The following is an 18,706-nucleotide window of genomic DNA, read 5'->3' on the forward strand; positions in this document are numbered from 1 at the left end:
TTAATCTACCCTGGTCAGTCATTACTCGCGGTGATAGGGGTGGTTGGTAGTAATGCTCCACGCGCGATACAGGCTTTCTGCCACCAGTACCCGAACGAGCGGGTGGGGAAGCGTCAGCGCGGAGAGGGACCAACTTTGTTCAGCCGCCGCTTTGCAGGCGGGGGATAACCCTTCTGGTCCGCCAATCAACAGACTGACGTCACGGCCATCCTGCTTCCAGCGCTCCAGTTCGTGCGCCAGCTGCGGCGTATCCCAGGGTTTTCCTGGAATATCGAGGGTGACGATGCGGTTTTTGCCTGCGGCAGCCAGCATCAGCTCGCCCTCTTTATCGAGAATACGTTTGATATCCGCGTTCTTGCCGCGCTTTCCGGCGGGAATTTCCACCAGCTCGAACGGCATGTCTTTTGGAAAACGACGCAGATATTCAGTAAAACCGGTTTGTACCCAGTCCGGCATTTTGGTGCCGACGGCGACCAGCTGCAACTTCACGCATTAACCCCAGAGTTTTTCCAGCTCATACAGGCGACGGCTCTCGTCCTGCATAACGTGGACGATCACATCGCCGAGGTCGACAACCACCCAGTCAGCCGTCGCTTCACCTTCAACACCCAGCGGCAACAGCCCCGCTGCACGGGATTCCTGAACCACGTGATCGGCAATTGAAACAACATGACGCGTCGAAGTACCGGTGCAGATGATCATGCAGTCGGTAATACTGGATTTACCCTTAACGTCGATAGCGATGATGTCCTGACCTTTCAGGTCATCAATTTTGTCAATAACAAAATCCTGGAGTGCTTTACCCTGCAAGTTTTCCCCCTGGGGTGAATGAGATTGTAAAACGTTGAATTCGTAGCCAGACAGTATACCTGAACTCATGCCTCTGTCGGGACAAATGTCTCCGGCCGGGCTTTTGAAGGCGGGTATCATCCCACCCTCCGCCTGAGATTGCATCGCCATTTTTGTAAAACAATTTCTGTAAAGCAATGATCGGCGGGAAAGTCTGGCAGCGGAGAATAACAGTATGGCTTACCCTGTCAAGGCAGGATAAACAATAAGCCGCTTTTTATGCCCTCCGGCTATTCATCTGCGCTTTTCTGATACAAACCGTGACTGTGGATATAGGCCAGCACGGCGGCCGGCAGCAGATCGTCACATTCCAGACCCTGCTGTAAACGCTCGCGAATGAGGGTCGCAGAGATATCAAACCACGGCGTTTCCGCCAGATAGATCTTCCCGGCAGGCTGACTGTGAAGATCTTCAACGTTATCGGTGAGATGGTCTTCCAGCCACTGCTGATACTGCACTTCGCGCATGGTCAGCGGATAGCCGGGACGGCGGCAGACGAGCAGATGGCTGTTCTCCAGAATGGTTTCATATTTATGCCACGTGGGGAAGTTCAGCAGGGAATCCTGACCGATGATAAAAGCCAGCGGCTGGTCTGGTCCCTGTTCGGCTCGCCACTCCTGAAGCGTCTGCGAGGTCCATGAGGGCGTGTCGCGACGCAGCTCGCGCTCGTCCAGCCGGAAAAGCGGCTTATCGGCGATGGCCAGGGCGAGCATCTCTTTTCGCTGCTCGCTGGTCGCCTCGGGCTGCGGGCGGTGGGGCGGGACATTATTGGGCATGATGGTGACGCGCTGAAGGCCAATCAGATTTGCCAGAATTTCAACCGGCTTCAGATGCCCGTAGTGTACCGGGTCGAAGGTGCCGCCATACAGGGCCTGTAAAGAGTGCATACTATCCATCAATAAAAACGTCTGCCAGCGCCTTGTGGCAGAGCAGCAGTGAAAGGCTTTCCAGTTCCGCCCAGACCGACTGGCCGTAATCTTGCTTTAGCGTGAGCTCAGCGCGCATCAGAAGCTGTACCGCCTGACGAAGCTGTTCATGACTCAGGCGGTTGACGGCCTCGGTGGTCATTGCGCGGCGGTTTTGCCACACGCGGTATTTATCAAACAGCGAACGCAGCGGCGTATGGGCAGACTGACGCTTGAGCGTAATCAGCAGCAGTAATTCGCGCTGCAGCGTGCGCAGCAGAATAACGGGTTCGCTGCCTTCAAGACGCAGCTGCTGCAGAATATGCAGGGCGCGTTTGCTTTTTGCCGACAGCAGCGCGTCCACCCAGTGGAACGGCGTGAAGTGCGCCGCGTCGTAAACGGCCTGCTCGACGCGCGGCAAGGTCAGCTTGCCGTCCGGCCAGAGCAGTGAGAGTCTGTCCAGCGCCTGCGCCAGGGCCAACAGGTTACCTTCATAGCAGTAGCAGAGCAGCTGATTCGCCGCGTCATCCAGCTGAAGGTTGTGCTGCTTCGCTCTCGCGGCTACCCATTTAGGCAGATGCGCCTGCTCGGGCGTCTGACAGGTGACCAGCACCGCGTGCGTCGCGAGCTGGGTAAACCACGCCGCGTTTTCCTGTGCTTTGGTGAGCTTGTTGCCACGCACGATTAACAGCAGATCGCTGTGCAGCAGGCTGACCAGCGTGGCGAGCTGCTCATTCATCGCCGCGTTAGGACCGTTGTCCGGCAGCAGGATCTGAATCGTCTGGCGCGATGCGAACAGGCTCATCGCCTGACAAAGCGAGAAGAGGGCGTTCCAGTCGGTGTTGTTGTCCAGCTGGACGGTGTGGTGTTCATCGAAGCCCTGCGCGGCGGCGGCGTGCCGCACGGCATCAAGGCTTTCCTGAAGCAATAGCGGATCGTTTCCAAGAAGCAGATACGCCGCGCGCAGCCCTTCATTGAGCTGCGCGCGGAGTTGTTCAGGATACAGCCTGATCATCATTTACCCAAAGAGGTAGCTGCAGGAAGCGTGCCAGCAGCCGGTTTTTCAACAATGTCAGATCCTTGTTTGGTTGATGCTGCAATACTTGGTAGCTTGCGGATCAGCTGTTCCGCTGCCTTGTCGTACATTTCGTTGATGATAATCTGCTGTTCGGCATCTTTCGCCAGCGCCGTCTGCGGGTTATCGAAGAACGAACGGTACACTTTCGTGCTGATCGGATAGATGTCTTTACCCGGGATCAGAACGGCTGCGTTGACCGTCATTACCATCTGGTATTCTGCGGTACGACCGTCCTGGAAGATAGATGCTGTATCTTTGCCGAGAGACATCCCCAGGAGACGCAGAGACGGTACATCCTGGCGCAGCGTATCTTTTTCAATCAACTCAACGCCGTTAAGACGCAGCTGATTGCGAACTGCACGGCTGAGTGGACCATTCGGATCGGATGAGTCGAAAATCATCGTTTTCATCTCAGCAGGTACCGCCGTGGTATTGCGCAGGTGCCAGCCACAGCCAGCGGTGACAAGCACCGCCAGAGATAAGAGTATTGTTGCCAGTTGTCGCACGTTTCCTCCCGCGCTTAGCCAACGACCAGATTGAGCAGTTTGCCCGGTACGTAGATTGCTTTACGTACGGTAACGCCCTCAAGATATTTTGCGACCAGAGGCTCCTGGCCTGCGCGCTCGCGAACCTGTTCTTCGGTTGCATCGACCGCCACGGTAATTTTACCGCGAACTTTGCCGTTTACCTGCACCACAACCAGCGTGGTGTTTTCCACCATCGCGGCTTCGTCAGCCTGCGGCCACGGCGCGTTGTCAATATCGCCTTCGCCTTTCAGCTCCTGCCACAGGGTAAAGCTCACGTGCGGCGTGAACGGGTTCAGCATGCGAACAACGGCCAGCAGAGCTTCACGCATTAAGGCACGATCCTGCTCGCCGTCCTGCGGGGCTTTCGCCAGCTTGTTCATCAGTTCCATAATAGCCGCAATTGCGGTATTGAAGGTCTGACGACGACCAATATCATCGGTCACTTTCGCGATCGTTTTATGAACATCGCGACGCAGCGCCTGCTGATCTTCCGTCAGCGCAGCGGCGTTCAGCGCCGGAGCATCGCCCTGGGCGGTATGTTCGTAAACCAGTTTCCAGACGCGTTTCAGGAAGCGGTTCGCGCCTTCAACACCGGATTCCTGCCACTCAAGGGTCATATCCGCCGGAGAGGCAAACATCATGAACAGACGCACGGTATCAGCACCGTAGCGCTCAACCATCACCTGCGGGTCGATACCGTTGTTTTTCGACTTGGACATCTTGCTCATGCCGGTGTAGACCAGTTCATGACCTTCGGCGTCTGTCGCCTTAACAATACGGCCCTTCTCGTCGCGCTCAACGATCGCATCAACCGGAGAAACCCAGTTACGTTCGCCGTTCGCGCCAACGTAGTAGAAGGCATCTGCCAGGACCATGCCCTGACACAGCAGCTGTCTGGCTGGTTCGTCAGAATTCACCATGCCCGCATCGCGCATCAGCTTGTGGAAGAAGCGGAAGTAGAGCAGGTGCATGATGGCGTGTTCGATGCCGCCGATGTAGATGTCTACCGGCAGCCAGTAGTTTGCCGCATCAGAATCCAGCATACCGTCCTGATACTGCGGGCAGGTGTAGCGCGCATAGTACCAGGATGATTCCATAAAGGTGTCAAAGGTGTCGGTTTCACGCAGCGCAGGCTGACCGTTAACGGTGGTTTTTGCCCACTCAGGATCGGCTTTGATCGGGCTGGTGATACCGTCCATGACCACGTCTTCCGGCAGGATCACCGGCAGCTGATCTTCCGGCGTTGGCATCACGGTGCCATCTTCCAGCGTCACCATTGGAATTGGCGCACCCCAGTAACGCTGACGGGAAACGCCCCAGTCGCGCAGACGGAAGTTAACTTTACGCTCGCCCACGCCCAGAGACGCCAGCTTATCGGCGATGGCGTTGAAGCCCTCTTCGAAGCTCAGGCCGCTGAATTCACCGGAGTTGAACAGGGTGCCTTTTTCAGTCAGCGCCTGCTCAGACAGGTCTGGTTCAGAACCGTCAGCCGCCAGGATAACCGGCTTAATGGTCAGGCCATATTTGGTGGCAAATTCGTAGTCGCGCTGGTCGTGACCCGGAACGGCCATCACGGCGCCTGTGCCGTACTCCATCAGTACGAAGTTGGCGGCCCAGACGGGGATTGCTTCGCCCGTCAGCGGGTGAATGGCTTTAAAGCCGGTATCAACCCCTTTTTTCTCCATCGTCGCCATATCGGCTTCGGCCACTTTGGTGTTGCGGCACTCGTCGATGAAGGAAGCCAGTTCCGGATTGTTCTCCGCCGCTTTCTGCGCCAGCGGGTGACCTGCGGCCACCGCCAGGTAGGTCGCGCCCATGAAGGTGTCCGGACGGGTGGTATAGACGGTCAGGGTCTGGTCGTGGTTCTCAACGTTGAAGGTAATTTCCACGCCTTCAGAACGGCCGATCCAGTTGCGCTGCATGGTCTTAACGGTATCTGGCCAGTGGTCCAGCTTATCCAGATCGTTCAGCAGCTCGTCCGCGTAAGCGGTGATTTTGATAAACCACTGTGGGATCTCTTTACGCTCAACTTTGGTGTCGCAGCGCCAGCAGCAGCCATCGATAACCTGTTCGTTCGCGAGAACGGTCTGGTCATTCGGACACCAGTTCACGGCAGAGGTCTTCTTGTACACCAGGCCTTTTTTGTACAGCTCGGTGAAGAATTTCTGTTCCCAGCGGTAGTATTCCGGGGTACAGGTTGCCAGCTCGCGGCTCCAGTCATAGCCAAAGCCCAGCATTTTGAGCTGGTTTTTCATGTACGCAATGTTGTCGTACGTCCACGGCGCCGGAGCCGTATTGTTTTTGACCGCCGCGCCTTCCGCGGGCAGACCAAACGCGTCCCAGCCGATAGGCTGCAGCACGTTTTTGCCCAGCATGCGCTGGTAGCGCGCAATCACATCACCGATGGTGTAGTTGCGCACGTGGCCCATGTGTAGTCGACCAGAAGGATAGGGAAGCATCGACAGGCAGTAATACTTCTCTTTGCTCTCGTCTTCGGTTACTTCAAAGGTGCGCTTCTCGTCCCAGTGTTGCTGGACTTTTGATTCTATCTCTTCCGGGCGGTATTGCTCTTGCATGGCAGCCAGTGGTCCTGTTTTCAATACAGCTACAAATGTAGCCAATGGATGTGGTAATTCAGATCCGCATAGCATAGCCCAAACGCCCGCGTCAAAACAGCCTTTCGCACAAATGCGCTTTGCAGGAATTTACCGGGTCTGTGCTTCACCTGACAAAGCGGCGATGAAATAAGGTCTATTATTAGAAATAGTTACTGACCCGGGAGGCAAAATGATGAACAAGGTTGCTCAATTTTACCGTGAACTGGTGGCGACACTGACGGAGCGGCTGCGTAACGGCGAGCGTGATATTGATGCGCTGGTGGAGCAGGCGCGGGCCCGCGTGACGCAAACGGGTGAGTTAACGCGAACCGAAGTGGAAGAGGTGACGCGCGCCGTGCGTCGCGATCTGGAAGAGTTCGCGCGCAGTTACCAGGAGAGTCAGGAGGAGGTTTCGGACAGCGTTTTCATGCGGGTGATTAAAGAGAGCCTGTGGCAGGAACTCGCCGATATCACGGATAAAACGCAGCTGGAGTGGCGCGAGGTCTTTCAGGATTTGAACCATCACGGCGTGTACCACAGCGGCGAGGTGGTCGGGCTAGGAAATCTGGTGTGTGAGAAATGTCACCACCATATTGCGGTGTACACACCGGATGTCCTGCCGCTGTGTCCGAAATGCGGGCACGATCAGTTCCAGAGACGGCCGTTTGAGCCCTAAATAAAAGCAAAACGGCAACCACGTTGCCGTTTTTAGTGTCTGCGCCCTCTCCCCGTGGGAGAGGGTTTGGGTGGGCATCAGGCCGCACTATAGTAACCAAGCCTCTCCGCCAGCAAATCCACAAACGCCTCCCGGTCGATATCCACCATCACCGTCGTATTCGGCTTATTCCCCGTCAGCGAATAGTAGTCCACCACCGTCATGCCCTGGGTGTATTTCCCCTGCGTCTCAACCCCAACCCAGCGGTCTACCGTGGTAAACATCTCCGGTTTTAACAGCCAGGCGATGGTGCACGGATCGTGCAGCGGCGCGCCGTGGAAGCCCCATTTCTCAACCTTATGGTACTCCATAAAAAAGTCGAGCAGTTCAGCCACGGTTGTCGCCACCGGATTGCCCACGGCGCGGAAACGCTCAATATCGCCCGCCATAATCTGCGCGCGGTGGGTCACGTCCAGTCCCGCCATGACAATCGGTAAGCCGGACTGGAAGACAGTCTCAGCGGCTTCCGGGTCGACAAAAATGTTGAACTCGGCCGCTGGCGTCCAGTTACCCAGCCCCATTGCACCACCCATAATCACGATGCGGGCAATTTTGCGGTGCAGCTCAGGATGGCTGTTCAGCAGGAGCGCAACGTTAGTTTGTGGCCCGGTCGCCACCAGCGTCACGGGCTCCGCGCTTTCGCGCAGCACCTTCGCCATCAGCTCCACGGCGGTGCAGTTTTGCGGTGCAAATCCTGGCTCAGGCAGCGCCGGACCGTCCAGCCCGCTTTCACCATGAACGTTGTCGGCAATAATCAGCTCGCGCATCAGCGGCTTCACGGCCCCGCCGGCGACGGGAATATCGGTGCGCCCGAGCAGCGTCAGCATGCGCAAAACGTTGCGCAGGGTTTTATCCGGCGTCTGGTTTCCGGCGGATGAGGTGACGGCTTTGACGTTGAGTTCAGGGGAGGCAAGTGCAAGAACGAGCGCGATCGCGTCATCATGACCCGGATCGCAATCGAGAATAATAGGCTGTGCCATAGCGTTCTCCATTCATAGCGTAATTTGTGACAAGGTTAACGCTGCAATGTGACGCCGACGAGAGGAACTGAACAAAAGCGTGAAGCAGTGCGCAATCCGCAGATTGCGCACCGGGAAGATTAATGCAGGATTTTGGCGAGGAAATCTTTCGCACGATCGGATTTCGGGTTAGCGAAGAACTCTTCTTTCGGTGAGTCTTCAACAATTTTCCCTTCGTCCATAAAGATTACGCGATTGGCCACTTTACGGGCAAAGCCCATTTCGTGGGTCACTACCATCATCGTCATCCCTTCGTGCGCCAGCTCGACCATCACGTCCAGCACTTCGTTGATCATCTCCGGATCGAGCGCCGACGTGGGCTCATCGAACAGCATTGCCACCGGATCCATGCACAGCGCGCGGGCGATCGCCACGCGCTGCTGCTGGCCGCCGGAAAGCTGTGCCGGGAACTTATCGGCATGCGCCGAAAGCCCAACGCGTTCCAGGAGCTTCAGGCCTTTCTCGCGCGACGCTTTTTTATCGCGCTTAAGCACTTTTACCTGCGCCAGCGTGAGGTTCTCAATAATGGAGAGGTGAGGGAACAGCTCAAAATGCTGGAACACCATCCCCACGTGAGAGCGAAGCTGGGCGAGGTTAGTTTTCTTGTCGTTAACCTTGGTGCCGTTGACGACGATCTCACCCTGCTGCACTGGCTCCAGCCCGTTAACGGTTTTGATCAGCGTCGATTTACCGGAGCCGGACGGCCCGCACACCACCACCACGTCGCCTTTCTTCACTTCGGTAGAGCAGTCGGTCAGCACCTGAAAGTGCCCATACCATTTAGAAACATTTTTCAGGGAAATCATTATACCGTCCTTTTCTTCAGCCAGCTGACCAACAGCGACGCGCTTAAACTAATCACAAAGTAGACCGCACCCGCAAAGAGCACCATCTCGACCTGCGTACCGTCACGCTCGCCGATGGTCGACGCGGTACGGAAGAAGTCTGCCAGGCTCAGCACGTAGACCAGCGAGGTATCCTGGAACAGTACGATACCCTGGGTCAGCAGGAGCGGAACCATGGCGCGAAATGCCTGCGGCAGAATAATGAGCTGCATGGACTGCCAGTGCGTCATCCCCAGCGCCAGCGCGGCGCTGGACTGCCCGCGGGAGATGCTCTGAATGCCCGCGCGGATAATCTCCGAGTAATAAGCGGCCTCAAACATTGAGAACGCCACCATGGCGGAGATCAGACGGATATCGGTTTTCGGCGACAGCCCCAGCACGTTCTGCAGGAAGCCGGGCACAATCAGGTAAAACCACAGCAGCACCATCACCAGTGGGATCGAACGGAACACGTTAACGTAGGCGGTGGCAAACCAGGCAAGCGGCTTAAAGCTCGACAGGCGCATGACGGCCAGCAGGGTGCCCCAGACGATACCGACGATGATGGCAATGACGGTGATCTTTAAGGTAATCATCAGTCCATCCAGCAGGTAAGGCATGGAGGGAACGATAGAACTCCAGTCAAATTCGTACATTATTTGCCCCCCATGTTGCCCGGCAGGCGAATTTTGCGTTCAACCAGGTTCATCACCAGCATGATGAAAGCGTTAATCAGAACATACGCGAGCGTGATCGCGGTGAAGGATTCCCACGCGTGAGCGGAATAGTCTAGCAGCTTGCCCGCCTGCGCGGCCATGTCGACCAGGCCGATCGTGGAGGCGATGGCCGAGTTTTTTACCAGGTTCATCATCTCAGAGGTCATCGGCGGAACGATAACGCGGTAGGCGTTAGGCAGCAGCACGTAGCGGTAGGTTTGTGGCAGCGTCAGGCCCATCGCCAGGCCCGCATTTTTTTGTCCGCGCGGCAGTGACTGAATGGCGGCACGCACCTGCTCGCAAACGCGCGCAGCGGTAAACAGCCCCAGACACAGCATGGAGGAGACAAAGAACTGTACGTTCGGATCCAGTTCCGACTTGAACCACATGCCAATATTTTCCGGCAGCAGTTCCGGGATAACCAGATACCAGGTAAAGAATTGCACGATCAGCGGAACGTTACGGAACAGTTCCACATACAGGGTGCCCAGTGTTGAAAGAAAACGGTTAGGGACGGTGCGCAGAATACCGAACAAAGAACCGACAAGAAACGCGATAATCCACGCCGTTATCGATAATGCCACGGTGACCTGAAAGCCGCTCCACAGCCAGCCAAGATAGGTGGTGTTGCCGAACGGGGCTTGTTGCAGGAATATGCCCCAGTTCCAGTCTATTGACATAATAAACTCCAGAAAAAAAAGGGTAGCAGCGCTACCCTCGAAGATTGGTGAGAAGCTCATTTTCGTGCTGAGTGGGGAACGACCACTCAGCGTATAGTCTGTCCATGCTTCCCGACAATCGAGAGGGCAGGAGATCCCGCCCCTGTTGTTCTAATTAGTTAAGAGCTTTGTCATTTGGAGATTTGAACAGCGCCTTCATGTCGTCAGACAGTTCAAAGTTCATGTTCAGGTTTTTTGGTGGAATCGGGTTCTTGAACCACTTGTCGAACCATTTTTCCGCTTCGCCGGAGGTCTGCACCTGGGCGATGGTGTCATCGATCAGCTTTTTGAACTGCGGATCGTCTTTGCGCAGCATGCAGCCGTAAGCTTCTTTTGACTGCGCGGTGCCGACGATATCCCAGTTGTCTGGTTTCTTCGCTTTCGCACGCTCGCCCGCCAGCAGGGCGTCATCCATCATAAACGCGACGGCACGACCGCTTTCCAGGGTACGGAAGGAGTCGCCATGGTCTTTCGCGCTGATGATGCGCATATCCATTTTCTTCTCGTCGTTCAGCTTGTGCAGCAGCACTTCTGAAGTGGTACCGGATGTCACCACGACCGCTTTGCCTTTCAGGTCAGCGAAGTCTTTGATCTCACCACCTTTCTTCGTCAGCAGGCGGGTGCCCACGACAAAGATGGTGTCAGAGAAGGCCGCCTGTTTCTGACGCTCGAGGTTGTTGGTGGTGGAGCCACACTCGAAGTCAAAGGTGCCGTTTTGCAGCAGCGGAATACGGTTCTGTGAAGTGATTGGGATCAGCTTCACCTGCAGGTCAGGTTTGTTCAGCTTTTTCTTCACGGCTTCAACGATGGCGTTGGAGTAATCCTGTGAATAGCCCACGACCTTTTGCGTGTTGTCGTAGTAAGAGAACGGAACAGAGGATTCACGGTGGCCGACCACGATGACGCCGTTTTTGGCAATCTTGTCGAGAGTGCTTCCTGCTGCCGGTGCATCTTCAGCGTGAACCACGCCGGCAGACATTCCCATAACCAGCATTGCTGTGGCCAGTTTACGTAATTGCATACCCAACTCCTTTCTTATCAGCGCCAGCGACGCATTGATACCCATTGTGATGTTGTTATATCTCGCGCAATGCGAGTGCAGTGTTATGCAAGCTTGTTAACATTTAGTCTGGCTTAATGTAAAGATTTTGCTGCGTTATTGTTTATTTTTGCGAAGCGCGCCGCACCATTCAGAGGCAATAATCTCCCGTTGCACCGTTTCGGTGCTACCGACGATCTACGCTGGTGCGACAAGGTTGCACGTTAAGCCAAACTGCGTTTACCTGAATAAACAAAGCAATAGGCGTGCCAGATTTAAGATTGGGAAGTGATTGTCGGGTGGCGCTGACGCTTACCCGACCTACGGGAACGGAAAAGCTGAATGTAGGCCGGGTAAGGCGTAGCCGCCACCCGGCTGGAAGGGTTACCGACGACGCTGGCGCAGGCTCATCAGCAGCGCGCCAAAGCCGAACAGCGCGGTCAGGATCCACAGCGGCCAGTTGCCGGTGCGGGCATACGGCGTCAGGCCGGTGGTTGGTGTGACGTTAGCGGTCAGCACCTCTCGGGTAAACTGCGGGATCATCGCCTGAATTTCACCCTGAGGACCAATCACGGCGGTGATGCCGTTGTTGGTGCTGCGCAGCAGCGGACGCGCCAGCTCCAGGGCGCGCATGCGTGCCATCTGGAAGTGCTGCCACGGGCCGATTGACTTACCAAACCAGGCGTCGTTAGAGATGGTCAGCAGATAGTCCGTATCCGGGCGGAAGTTATCGCGTACCTGCTCGCCGAGAATGATTTCGTAGCAGATGGCCGCCGTCAGGGCCGCGCCGTGCGCGTGCAGCTGGGGCTGAACGTACGGCCCGCGGCTGAAGGAGGACATCGGCAGGTCAAAGAACGGGGCCAGCGGGCGCAGAATCGACTCCAGCGGGACAAACTCGCCAAACGGCACCAGGTGGTTCTTGTTGTACCGGTCAGTGGAGCGGTAGCTGTACTCGCTGTCTTTGCCGAGCGTAATGATGGTGTTGTAGGTGTCGTAGCGGTTCTGCTGATTCAGACGTGCATCGACAATCCCGGTGATCAGCGTGCTGCCGCGCGCCACCAGCAGGTCGTTCATCATGTTGAGGAACGGCTGCTGGTTAATTTCCAGATCGGGAATGGCGGATTCCGGCCAGATAATCAGCTGCGATTTCCCCATCACCTCTTCGGTGGCATTGGCGTAGATCTTCAGCGTATTCAGCAGCTCTTTTTCGTCCCACTTCATGGACTGCGGGATATTCCCCTGCACCATGGAAACCTGCATGGCGCGCGCGGGCTCAAGGGTGAACCACTGGATATAGCGCAGCGGGAAGGGCAGGGCAAACAGCACCAGCGCCACGGCCAGCGGTTTCCAGCCGCGCGTGACCAGCGCTAATACCAGCAGGCCGCTCACTGCCAACAGCAGGAAGTTGATGGCCTCAACGCCCATGACCGGCGCCAGGCCCTTCAGCGGGCCGTCAATCTGGCTGTAGCCGAACTGCAGCCACGGGAAGCCGGTCAGCACCCAGCCGCGCAGGAACTCGGTTACCTGCCAGACCACCGGCGCGGCAACGGCGACGCGCAGCCAGGAGGTTTTAGGCCACAGGCGAGAAAGGATGCCTGCGAACAGGCCGGTATAGAGCGAGAGATACGCGGCGAGCAGTACCACCAGGAAGACGTTAACCGGGCCAGGCATACCGCCAAACTGGGCGATGCTGACGTAGACCCAGTTGATGCCTGAGCCAAACAGCCCCAGCCCCCAGAAGTAGCCGATAGCGGCAGCCTGCACCGGACGACGATTCAGGGTCAGACCCTGAAGCCCCATCAGGGAGAGAATGGCCGCAGGCCAGATATCGTAAGGTGAGAAAGCCAGCGTACCGCTGGCTCCGAGTAACAGCGCCAGCAGCAAACGGACGCGCTGGCGTTCAAGCAATGGGGCAAATGCCATTTACATTAATCTTCCAGTTTTGGCACCGGTGAGTCGTCCGGCGCTCTGACGTGAACCTGTATAATACGTCGGCTGTCGGCCATGGCTACTTTGAACTGGTAACCGTCGATGTCAACGGTCTCTCCGCGCGCCGGGAGGTGGCCAAAGGCCTGCATCACCAGCCCGCCGATGGTATCGACCTCTTCATCGCTGAAGTGGGTTCCGAAGGCGTCGTTGAAGTCCTCGATGGAGGCCAGCGCACGCACGGTCCAGGTGTGGCGGCTAAGCTGACGGAAGTCGATATCCTCTTCTTCGTCGTACTCGTCCTCGATTTCGCCCACGATCAGCTCAAGAATATCCTCGATCGTGACCAGTCCTGAAACGCCGCCAAATTCATCAATAACAATCGCCATGTGGTAACGCTGGGAGCGGAACTCTTTCAGCATCCGATCCACACGTTTACTCTCCGGCACGACCACGGCCTGGCGTAACACTTTTTCCATGCTGAAGGCTTCGGCATCGCTGCGCATAAACGGCAGCAGATCTTTCGCCATCAAAATCCCTTCGATGTGATCTTTATCTTCGCTAATGACCGGGAAACGCGAGTGGGCGGATTCGATGATGACATCGAGGCACTCGTCCAGCGTCTGGTTACGTTTCAGGGTGATCATCTGCGAGCGGGGGATCATGATATCGCGAACGCGCTGGTCGGCGATGTCCATCACCCCTTCGAGCATTTCGCGCGTATCTTCGTCGATAAGGTCGTTCTGCCCGGAATCACGAATCAGCTCCAGCAGTTCATCACGGTTTTTGGGTTCGCCGTGAAAAAGCTGGTTCAGAATGAGGGAGAAAAATCCCTTTTTACTGGTTGTCGTGTCGCTACTGTGTGAATTGTCGTCGCTCATGGCGTTTGTTAAGGGTTCTCTTGTTAGTTCAACGTTTACCGCCACGCGTTATCCTTTCGTGGCGGCAGGTGAGTCAGTCAGGTGACGGACTATTCTTTCTCGGCAATGTACGGATCCTCATAGCCCAGAGCAAGCATTATCTCTGTCTCGAGGGACTCCATCTCTTCCGCTTCGTCATCTTCGATGTGATCGTAGCCCAACAGGTGCAGGCTCCCGTGTACCACCATGTGCGCCCAGTGGGCCTCAAGCGGCTTTTGCTGCTCTTTGGCTTCCTGTTCAACCACCTGACGGCAGATGATCAGATCGCCCAGCAGCGGCATCTCAATGCCCGGCGGCGCTTCGAACGGGAAAGAGAGCACGTTGGTCGGCTTATCTTTCCCGCGATAGGTCAGGTTAAGCTCGTGGCTTTCGGCTTCATCCACCAGGCGAATCGTCACTTCTGATTCTTCCTGAAACTGCGGGATAACCGCATCCAGCCATTTCTGGAACTGTGCCTCATCCGGCATGCCGGAATTGTCTTCACAGGCCAGCTGTAAATCGAGGATCACCTGACTCATTTCTGTTCTTGCTCCTGCGCGTCGCGCTTACGTTCTGCGGCCAGTTCGGCCCTACGCTTCTGATCCGCCTCTTCCCAGGCCTCATAGGCGTTAACGATACGCGCGACCACCGGGTGGCGTACCACGTCTTCACTGTGGAAGAAGTTAAAGCTGATTTCGTCGACCTCGGCCAGCACCTCGATGGCGTGACGCAGGCCGGATTTGGTGCTGCGCGGCAGGTCGATCTGGGTTACGTCACCGGTGATGACCGCTTTCGAGTTAAAGCCGATACGCGTCAGGAACATCTTCATCTGTTCGATGGTGGTGTTCTGGCTCTCATCGAGAATGATGAACGCGTCGTTTAACGTGCGACCGCGCATGTAGGCGAGCGGAGCCACCTCGATCACGTTACGCTCAATGAGCTTCTCGACCTTCTCAAAGCCGAGCATCTCGAACAGCGCATCGTATAAAGGGCGCAGATACGGGTCGACCTTCTGGCTCAGATCGCCCGGCAGGAAGCCCAGCTTTTCACCGGCTTCAACGGCAGGACGGGTCAGCAGAATTCGACGGATCTCCTGACGCTCCAGCGCATCTACCGCAGCGGCAACCGCCAGATAGGTTTTCCCCGTCCCCGCTGGACCCACCCCGAAGGTGATGTCGTGGTCGAGGATATTGGCGATGTACTGCGCCTGGTTTGGCGTACGCGGCTTGATGACGCCACGCTTGGTCTTGATATTGATTGCCTTGCCGTAGTCCGGCACGCTTTCCGCGCTCTGCTCAAGCACGCGCGCCTCTTTAATGGCGAGGTGAATTTGTTCCGGCTCGATATCCTGAATTTCGCCGCGCATCGGGGCGGTATCGACATACAGGCTGCGCAGGATATCTGCTGCCGCATTGACGCAGATAGGGCGTCCGGTAAGTTTGAAGTGATTATCGCGACGGTTAATTTCGATACCCAGACGTCGCTCCAGTTGTTTGATGTTGTCATCAAACGGTCCGCACAGGCTCAGCAGGCGAGCGTTGTCTGCGGGCGTTAGGCTGATTTCACGCGTATCTATGTTCAAACTGTTCCTCTTTGATTGGTTAACTGACCCGCTGCCACACGGCGTAATAAAACGGTCATTACCGAAATTATTCACGCCACAGAATAAAGGCGCAAGCGTTGCGGAAGATATTGGGGATGATGAGAGGAAATACAAGGCCTGCCGGAAGGGCAGGCCATCAGGATTAAGGCTGGTAAATCCCCACGCCAGAATCGTTCTCTTTGCGGGTACGCGAAATCACGGATTCCGGTGACTCTGCGATACGCAGGCCCATTTCGTCTTCGGTGCGGACCACCTTCGCGCGCAGCGAGTTGGTCAGCACTTCAACAATTTCGACGTCCACAAACTTACCGATCATGTCCGGGGTGCCTTCAAAGTTGACCACGCGGTTATTTTCGGTACGGCCGGAGAGTTCCATAATGCTCTTGCGCGACGTGCCTTCCACCAGAATGCGCTGGACGGTACCGAGCATACGGCGGCTCCACGCGTTGGCCTGCTGGTTGATACGCTCCTGCAGAATATACAGACGCTGCTTTTTCTCCTCTTCCGGCACATCGTCAACCATATCGGCCGCAGGGGTGCCAGGACGCGCGGAGAAGATGAAGCTGTAGCTGACGTCAAAATTCACTTCGCCGATGAGCTTCATGGTGCGCTCGAAGTCATCAGCGGTTTCACCCGGGAAGCCGACGATAAAGTCGGAGCTGATCTGGATATCCGGACGCGCTTCGCGCAGCTTGCGGATGGTGGATTTATACTCCAGCACCGTATGCGGACGACCCATCAGGTTAAGCACGCGGTCAGAGCCGCACTGAATTGGCAGATGCAGGAAGCTCACCAGCTCTGGCGTATCGCGATACACGTCAATGATGTCGTCGGTAAATTCCATCGGATGGCTGGTGGTAAAGCGAATGCGGTCGATGCCGTCAATCGCGGCCACCAGACGCAGCAGTTCGGCAAAGCTGCCGGTGGTGCCGTCGTAGTTTTCCCCGCGCCAGGCGTTAACGTTTTGGCCCAGCAGGTTCACTTCGCGCACGCCCTGCGCGGCAAGCTGCGCGATTTCAAACAGGATATCGTCTGCCGGGCGGCTGACCTCTTCACCGCGGGTGTACGGCACCACGCAGTAAGTACAGTATTTGTTGCAGCCTTCCATGATGGAGACGAAGGCGGTCGGGCCATCGGCGCGCGGCTCCGGCAGGCGGTCAAACTTTTCGATTTCCGGGAAGCTGACGTCAACGACCGGGCTACGGTTGCCGCGAACCTGATTAATCATTTCCGGCAGGCGGTGCAGGGTCTGCGGGCCAAAGACAATATCCACATACGGGGCTCGCTGGCGGATCAGCTTGCCTTCCTGCGACGCCACGCAGCCACCCACCCCGATGATCAGGTCTGGGTTTTTTCGTTTGAGAAGCTTCCAGCGGCCTAACACGTGGAAGACTTTTTCCTGTGCTTTTTCACGAATCGAACAGGTGTTCAGCAGCAGCACGTCCGCTTCTTTCGCATTTTCAGTCAGCTGGTATCCGTGGGTGGTATCCAGCAGATCGGCCATCTTGGATGAATCGTATTCGTTCATCTGACAGCCCCAGGTTTTTATATGGAGTTTTTTAGTCATCGACTTGCTCAGCTCAGGATTGCAAGCCGCGTATTGTAATGCTTTGGTGGGGTTGTGACCAGTATGAAGGTTGTGTGCCTCAGGACCGCAAAAATCCGGTAAACTTAAGGGATTCTCCAATAAGGAAAATTGACCATGACACTCCTACACACCGAAGTTGCCGTTGTCGGCGGCGGTATGGTCGGCGGCGCGCTGGCGCTGGGGCTGGCGCAGCAGGGATTTGAGGTAACGGTAATTGAACAGGCTGCACCGCCGACTTTCGATCCCGCCAGCAAGCCGGATGTGCGCATTTCGGCTATCAGCGCGGCGTCCGTCGATCTGCTGCGCGGGCTGGGCGTCTGGGAGACGGTGCTGGCGATGCGCGCCCACCCCTACAGCCGTCTCGAAACCTGGGAGTGGGAAAATGCCCACGTCGCGTTTGATGCCGCTGAGCTGAAGCTTCCGCGCCTCGGTTATATGGTGGAAAACAACGTGCTCCAGCGTGCGCTCTGGCAGGCGCTGGAGGCGCATCCGAAGGTGACGCTGCGCGTGCCTGCGTCGCTTAAGTCACTTCATCCTCACGATCGTGGCTATCTGCTGACGCTCGACAGCGGCGATGAGCTGGCCGTGAAGCTGGTCGTCGGTGCGGACGGCGCTAACTCACAGGTCAGACAAAAGGCGGGCATTGGCGTTCATGCCTGGCAGTATGAACAGTCCTGCATGCTGATTACCGTCGAGTGCGAGAATGCGCCGGGCGAGAGCACCTGGCAGCACTTTACCCCGAATGGCCCGCACGCCTTTTTACCGCTGTTTGAAAACTGGGCGTCGCTGGTGTGGTACGACAAACCGGCGCGCATTCGCCAGCTGCAGGGAATGAACATGGAACAACTGCAGCGCGAAATTCTGCTGCACTTCCCGAGCCGTCTGGGCCATGTTACGCCGGTCGCCGCCGGGGCGTTCCCGCTTACGCGCCGTCATGCGTTGCAGTATGCCCGCGAAGGGCTGGCGCTGGTGGGGGATGCTGCACATACCATTCATCCGCTGGCCGGGCAGGGCGTGAACCTGGGGTACCGTGATGTTGATGCGTTACTGGATGTGCTGGGCAGCGCCCGCGGACATGCGGAAAACTGGGCCAGCCATCAGGTCCTGAAGCGCTACCAGACGCGGCGTATGGCGGATAATTTCATCATGCAGTCGGGGATGGATCTGTTCTATGCCGGGTTCAGCAATGACCTGGCGCCAGTTCGTATTCTGCGTAATATTGGATTATTGGCAGCGGAGCGTGCCGGTGGGTTGAAACGCCAGGCCCTGAAATACGCTCTCGGACTTTAATCGCTGCTTCGACCATTCCCTCGCCCCTTTGGGGTGTACGGTCCGGGGACATGGTAGACAGGTGTTCGGGGACATGGTGAACACTTTTTAACATCCTTTACCCATGGTGATCGACTTTTTCTTCAGGTCGATCACCCCTACTTTCGTGCTGTACCACCACACTTCATAGCAGCCATCCTCCTGCGTCTCCTTCAGCCCCACCCGTTCTCCCCTGAACGCCTTTCCTGCATTCAGACTGGCTCCCTGTAAGCTCAGCTTCCCGCTGATATCCACTTTCCTGACCAGCACACCTTCATCGTATTCCGGCGGCGTCACGCTGCCGCCGTACTGCCGCGCAGACGGCTGATAGCGTGAGGCCGGGACCGCCATATCCAGCGCCTCGTGCGGGCGTTCAAGGTTATAGACCGTCCGC

At 56.6% G+C, this 18,706-nt stretch carries 18 protein-coding genes and 1 pseudogene; 2 read left to right on the forward strand and 17 right to left on the reverse strand.

All coding sequences use genetic code 11. The features are described from left to right. Positions 1 to 21: 21 nt before the first annotated feature. The 6 genes from rlmH to leuS form a co-directional block, all read right to left on the reverse strand. A complete protein-coding gene (gene rlmH / locus L6R44_RS22215; RefSeq protein WP_003858701.1) occupies positions 22 to 489 on the reverse strand; it encodes a 23S rRNA (pseudouridine(1915)-N(3))-methyltransferase RlmH in 468 nt (155 codons plus the stop codon). Positions 490 to 492: 3 nt separating this feature from the next. Next, the gene (gene rsfS / locus L6R44_RS22220; RefSeq protein WP_023334893.1) at positions 493 to 810 is read right to left on the reverse strand and encodes a ribosome silencing factor; all 318 of its coding nucleotides are present in this window, start codon (positions 808 to 810) and stop codon (positions 493 to 495) included. Between the two features lie 269 nt (positions 811 to 1,079). Then, positions 1,080 to 1,745 carry a nicotinate-nucleotide adenylyltransferase gene (nadD, locus tag L6R44_RS22225; protein ID WP_237425440.1) on the reverse strand — a complete coding sequence of 222 codons (666 nt, stop codon included), beginning with the start codon at positions 1,743 to 1,745 and terminating at the stop codon, positions 1,080 to 1,082. Continuing rightward, complete coding sequence (holA, locus tag L6R44_RS22230) at positions 1,738 to 2,769, reverse strand: DNA polymerase III subunit delta (protein ID WP_237425446.1); 1,032 nt, start codon at positions 2,767 to 2,769, stop codon at positions 1,738 to 1,740. The genes nadD and holA overlap by 8 nt, the downstream gene beginning before the upstream one ends. After that, entirely contained in the window at positions 2,769 to 3,338 is a 570-nt protein-coding gene (lptE, locus tag L6R44_RS22235) for an LPS assembly lipoprotein LptE (protein WP_237425441.1), read from the reverse strand. The genes holA and lptE overlap by 1 nt, the downstream gene beginning before the upstream one ends. Before the next feature lie 14 nt (positions 3,339 to 3,352). After that, complete coding sequence (gene leuS / locus L6R44_RS22240; protein ID WP_237425442.1) at positions 3,353 to 5,935, reverse strand: leucine--tRNA ligase; 2,583 nt, start codon at positions 5,933 to 5,935, stop codon at positions 3,353 to 3,355. A gap of 214 nt (positions 5,936 to 6,149) precedes the next feature. Here leuS and L6R44_RS22245 point away from each other — a divergent pair, with 214 nt between their 5' ends. Next, the gene (locus L6R44_RS22245; RefSeq protein WP_237425447.1) at positions 6,150 to 6,632 is read left to right on the forward strand and encodes a zinc ribbon-containing protein; all 483 of its coding nucleotides are present in this window, start codon (positions 6,150 to 6,152) and stop codon (positions 6,630 to 6,632) included. A 77-nt stretch (positions 6,633 to 6,709) separates the two neighbouring features. Here L6R44_RS22245 and rihA read toward each other — a convergent pair whose 3' ends face one another. The 10 genes from rihA to miaB form a co-directional block, all read right to left on the reverse strand. Continuing rightward, complete coding sequence (gene rihA, locus L6R44_RS22250; protein WP_237425443.1) at positions 6,710 to 7,651, reverse strand: pyrimidine-specific ribonucleoside hydrolase RihA; 942 nt, start codon at positions 7,649 to 7,651, stop codon at positions 6,710 to 6,712. 119 nt (positions 7,652 to 7,770) lie between these two features. Next, positions 7,771 to 8,496, reverse strand: coding sequence for an amino acid ABC transporter ATP-binding protein (locus L6R44_RS22255; RefSeq protein ID WP_010428605.1), 726 nt, complete (start codon positions 8,494 to 8,496; stop codon positions 7,771 to 7,773). After that, positions 8,496 to 9,170, reverse strand: a complete 675-nt coding sequence (gene gltK, locus L6R44_RS22260; protein WP_032649550.1) for a glutamate/aspartate ABC transporter permease GltK — start codon at positions 9,168 to 9,170, stop codon at positions 8,496 to 8,498. The genes L6R44_RS22255 and gltK overlap by 1 nt, the downstream gene beginning before the upstream one ends. Beyond that, the gene (gene gltJ, locus L6R44_RS22265; RefSeq protein ID WP_032638861.1) at positions 9,170 to 9,910 is read right to left on the reverse strand and encodes a glutamate/aspartate ABC transporter permease GltJ; all 741 of its coding nucleotides are present in this window, start codon (positions 9,908 to 9,910) and stop codon (positions 9,170 to 9,172) included. The genes gltK and gltJ overlap by 1 nt, the downstream gene beginning before the upstream one ends. Before the next feature lie 154 nt (positions 9,911 to 10,064). Continuing rightward, on the reverse strand, positions 10,065 to 10,970 hold the full coding sequence (locus tag L6R44_RS22270; protein ID WP_008501049.1) for an amino acid ABC transporter substrate-binding protein: 906 nt from the start codon (positions 10,968 to 10,970) through the stop codon (positions 10,065 to 10,067). 402 nt (positions 10,971 to 11,372) lie between these two features. After that, complete coding sequence (lnt, locus tag L6R44_RS22275; protein WP_237425444.1) at positions 11,373 to 12,911, reverse strand: apolipoprotein N-acyltransferase; 1,539 nt, start codon at positions 12,909 to 12,911, stop codon at positions 11,373 to 11,375. A gap of 5 nt (positions 12,912 to 12,916) precedes the next feature. Further along, a complete protein-coding gene (corC, locus tag L6R44_RS22280) occupies positions 12,917 to 13,795 on the reverse strand; it encodes a CNNM family magnesium/cobalt transport protein CorC (protein WP_237425448.1) in 879 nt (292 codons plus the stop codon). Between the two features lie 89 nt (positions 13,796 to 13,884). After that, positions 13,885 to 14,352, reverse strand: a complete 468-nt coding sequence (gene ybeY / locus L6R44_RS22285) for an rRNA maturation RNase YbeY (protein WP_008501052.1) — start codon at positions 14,350 to 14,352, stop codon at positions 13,885 to 13,887. After that, entirely contained in the window at positions 14,349 to 15,395 is a 1,047-nt protein-coding gene (locus L6R44_RS22290; protein WP_014883007.1) for a PhoH family protein, read from the reverse strand. The genes ybeY and L6R44_RS22290 overlap by 4 nt, the downstream gene beginning before the upstream one ends. 163 nt (positions 15,396 to 15,558) lie before the next feature. Further along, positions 15,559 to 16,983 (reverse strand): tRNA (N6-isopentenyl adenosine(37)-C2)-methylthiotransferase MiaB, encoded by a 1,425-nt coding sequence (gene miaB / locus L6R44_RS22295; RefSeq protein ID WP_028012350.1) that lies wholly within the window; start codon positions 16,981 to 16,983, stop codon positions 15,559 to 15,561. A gap of 135 nt (positions 16,984 to 17,118) precedes the next feature. On the opposite strand from miaB, the gene ubiF reads away from it, so the two are divergent. Continuing rightward, complete coding sequence (ubiF, locus tag L6R44_RS22300) at positions 17,119 to 18,294, forward strand: 3-demethoxyubiquinol 3-hydroxylase (protein WP_237425445.1); 1,176 nt, start codon at positions 17,119 to 17,121, stop codon at positions 18,292 to 18,294. A gap of 87 nt (positions 18,295 to 18,381) precedes the next feature. On the opposite strand, the pseudogene L6R44_RS22305 reads toward ubiF, so the two are convergent. Beyond that, positions 18,382 to 18,706: pseudogene (locus tag L6R44_RS22305) on the reverse strand (IS481 family transposase); the annotation flags it as partial.

It is taken from the genome of Enterobacter cloacae complex sp. ECC445 (genome assembly GCF_021892025.1).
GTDB lineage: Bacteria > Pseudomonadota > Gammaproteobacteria > Enterobacterales > Enterobacteriaceae > Enterobacter > Enterobacter chengduensis.

What these genes read in the sequence shown, in the direction of transcription:
- nadD (WP_237425440.1), bottom strand. Translation starts at nt 1,745, where the DNA reads ATGGATAGTATGCACTCTTTACAGGCCCTGTATGGCGGCACCTTCGAC.
- holA (WP_237425446.1), bottom strand. Translation starts at nt 2,769, where the DNA reads ATGATCAGGCTGTATCCTGAACAACTCCGCGCGCAGCTCAATGAAGGG.
- leuS (WP_237425442.1), bottom strand. Translation starts at nt 5,935, where the DNA reads ATGCAAGAGCAATACCGCCCGGAAGAGATAGAATCAAAAGTCCAGCAA.
- L6R44_RS22245 (WP_237425447.1), top strand. Translation starts at nt 6,150, where the DNA reads ATGAACAAGGTTGCTCAATTTTACCGTGAACTGGTGGCGACACTGACG.
- rihA (WP_237425443.1), bottom strand. Translation starts at nt 7,651, where the DNA reads ATGGCACAGCCTATTATTCTCGATTGCGATCCGGGTCATGATGACGCG.
- L6R44_RS22255 (WP_010428605.1), bottom strand. Translation starts at nt 8,496, where the DNA reads ATGATTTCCCTGAAAAATGTTTCTAAATGGTATGGGCACTTTCAGGTG.
- gltK (WP_032649550.1), bottom strand. Translation starts at nt 9,170, where the DNA reads ATGTACGAATTTGACTGGAGTTCTATCGTTCCCTCCATGCCTTACCTG.
- gltJ (WP_032638861.1), bottom strand. Translation starts at nt 9,910, where the DNA reads ATGTCAATAGACTGGAACTGGGGCATATTCCTGCAACAAGCCCCGTTC.
- L6R44_RS22270 (WP_008501049.1), bottom strand. Translation starts at nt 10,970, where the DNA reads ATGCAATTACGTAAACTGGCCACAGCAATGCTGGTTATGGGAATGTCT.
- lnt (WP_237425444.1), bottom strand. Translation starts at nt 12,911, where the DNA reads ATGGCATTTGCCCCATTGCTTGAACGCCAGCGCGTCCGTTTGCTGCTG.
- corC (WP_237425448.1), bottom strand. Translation starts at nt 13,795, where the DNA reads ATGAGCGACGACAATTCACACAGTAGCGACACGACAACCAGTAAAAAG.
- ybeY (WP_008501052.1), bottom strand. Translation starts at nt 14,352, where the DNA reads ATGAGTCAGGTGATCCTCGATTTACAGCTGGCCTGTGAAGACAATTCC.
- miaB (WP_028012350.1), bottom strand. Translation starts at nt 16,983, where the DNA reads ATGACTAAAAAACTCCATATAAAAACCTGGGGCTGTCAGATGAACGAA.
- ubiF (WP_237425445.1), top strand. Translation starts at nt 17,119, where the DNA reads ATGACACTCCTACACACCGAAGTTGCCGTTGTCGGCGGCGGTATGGTC.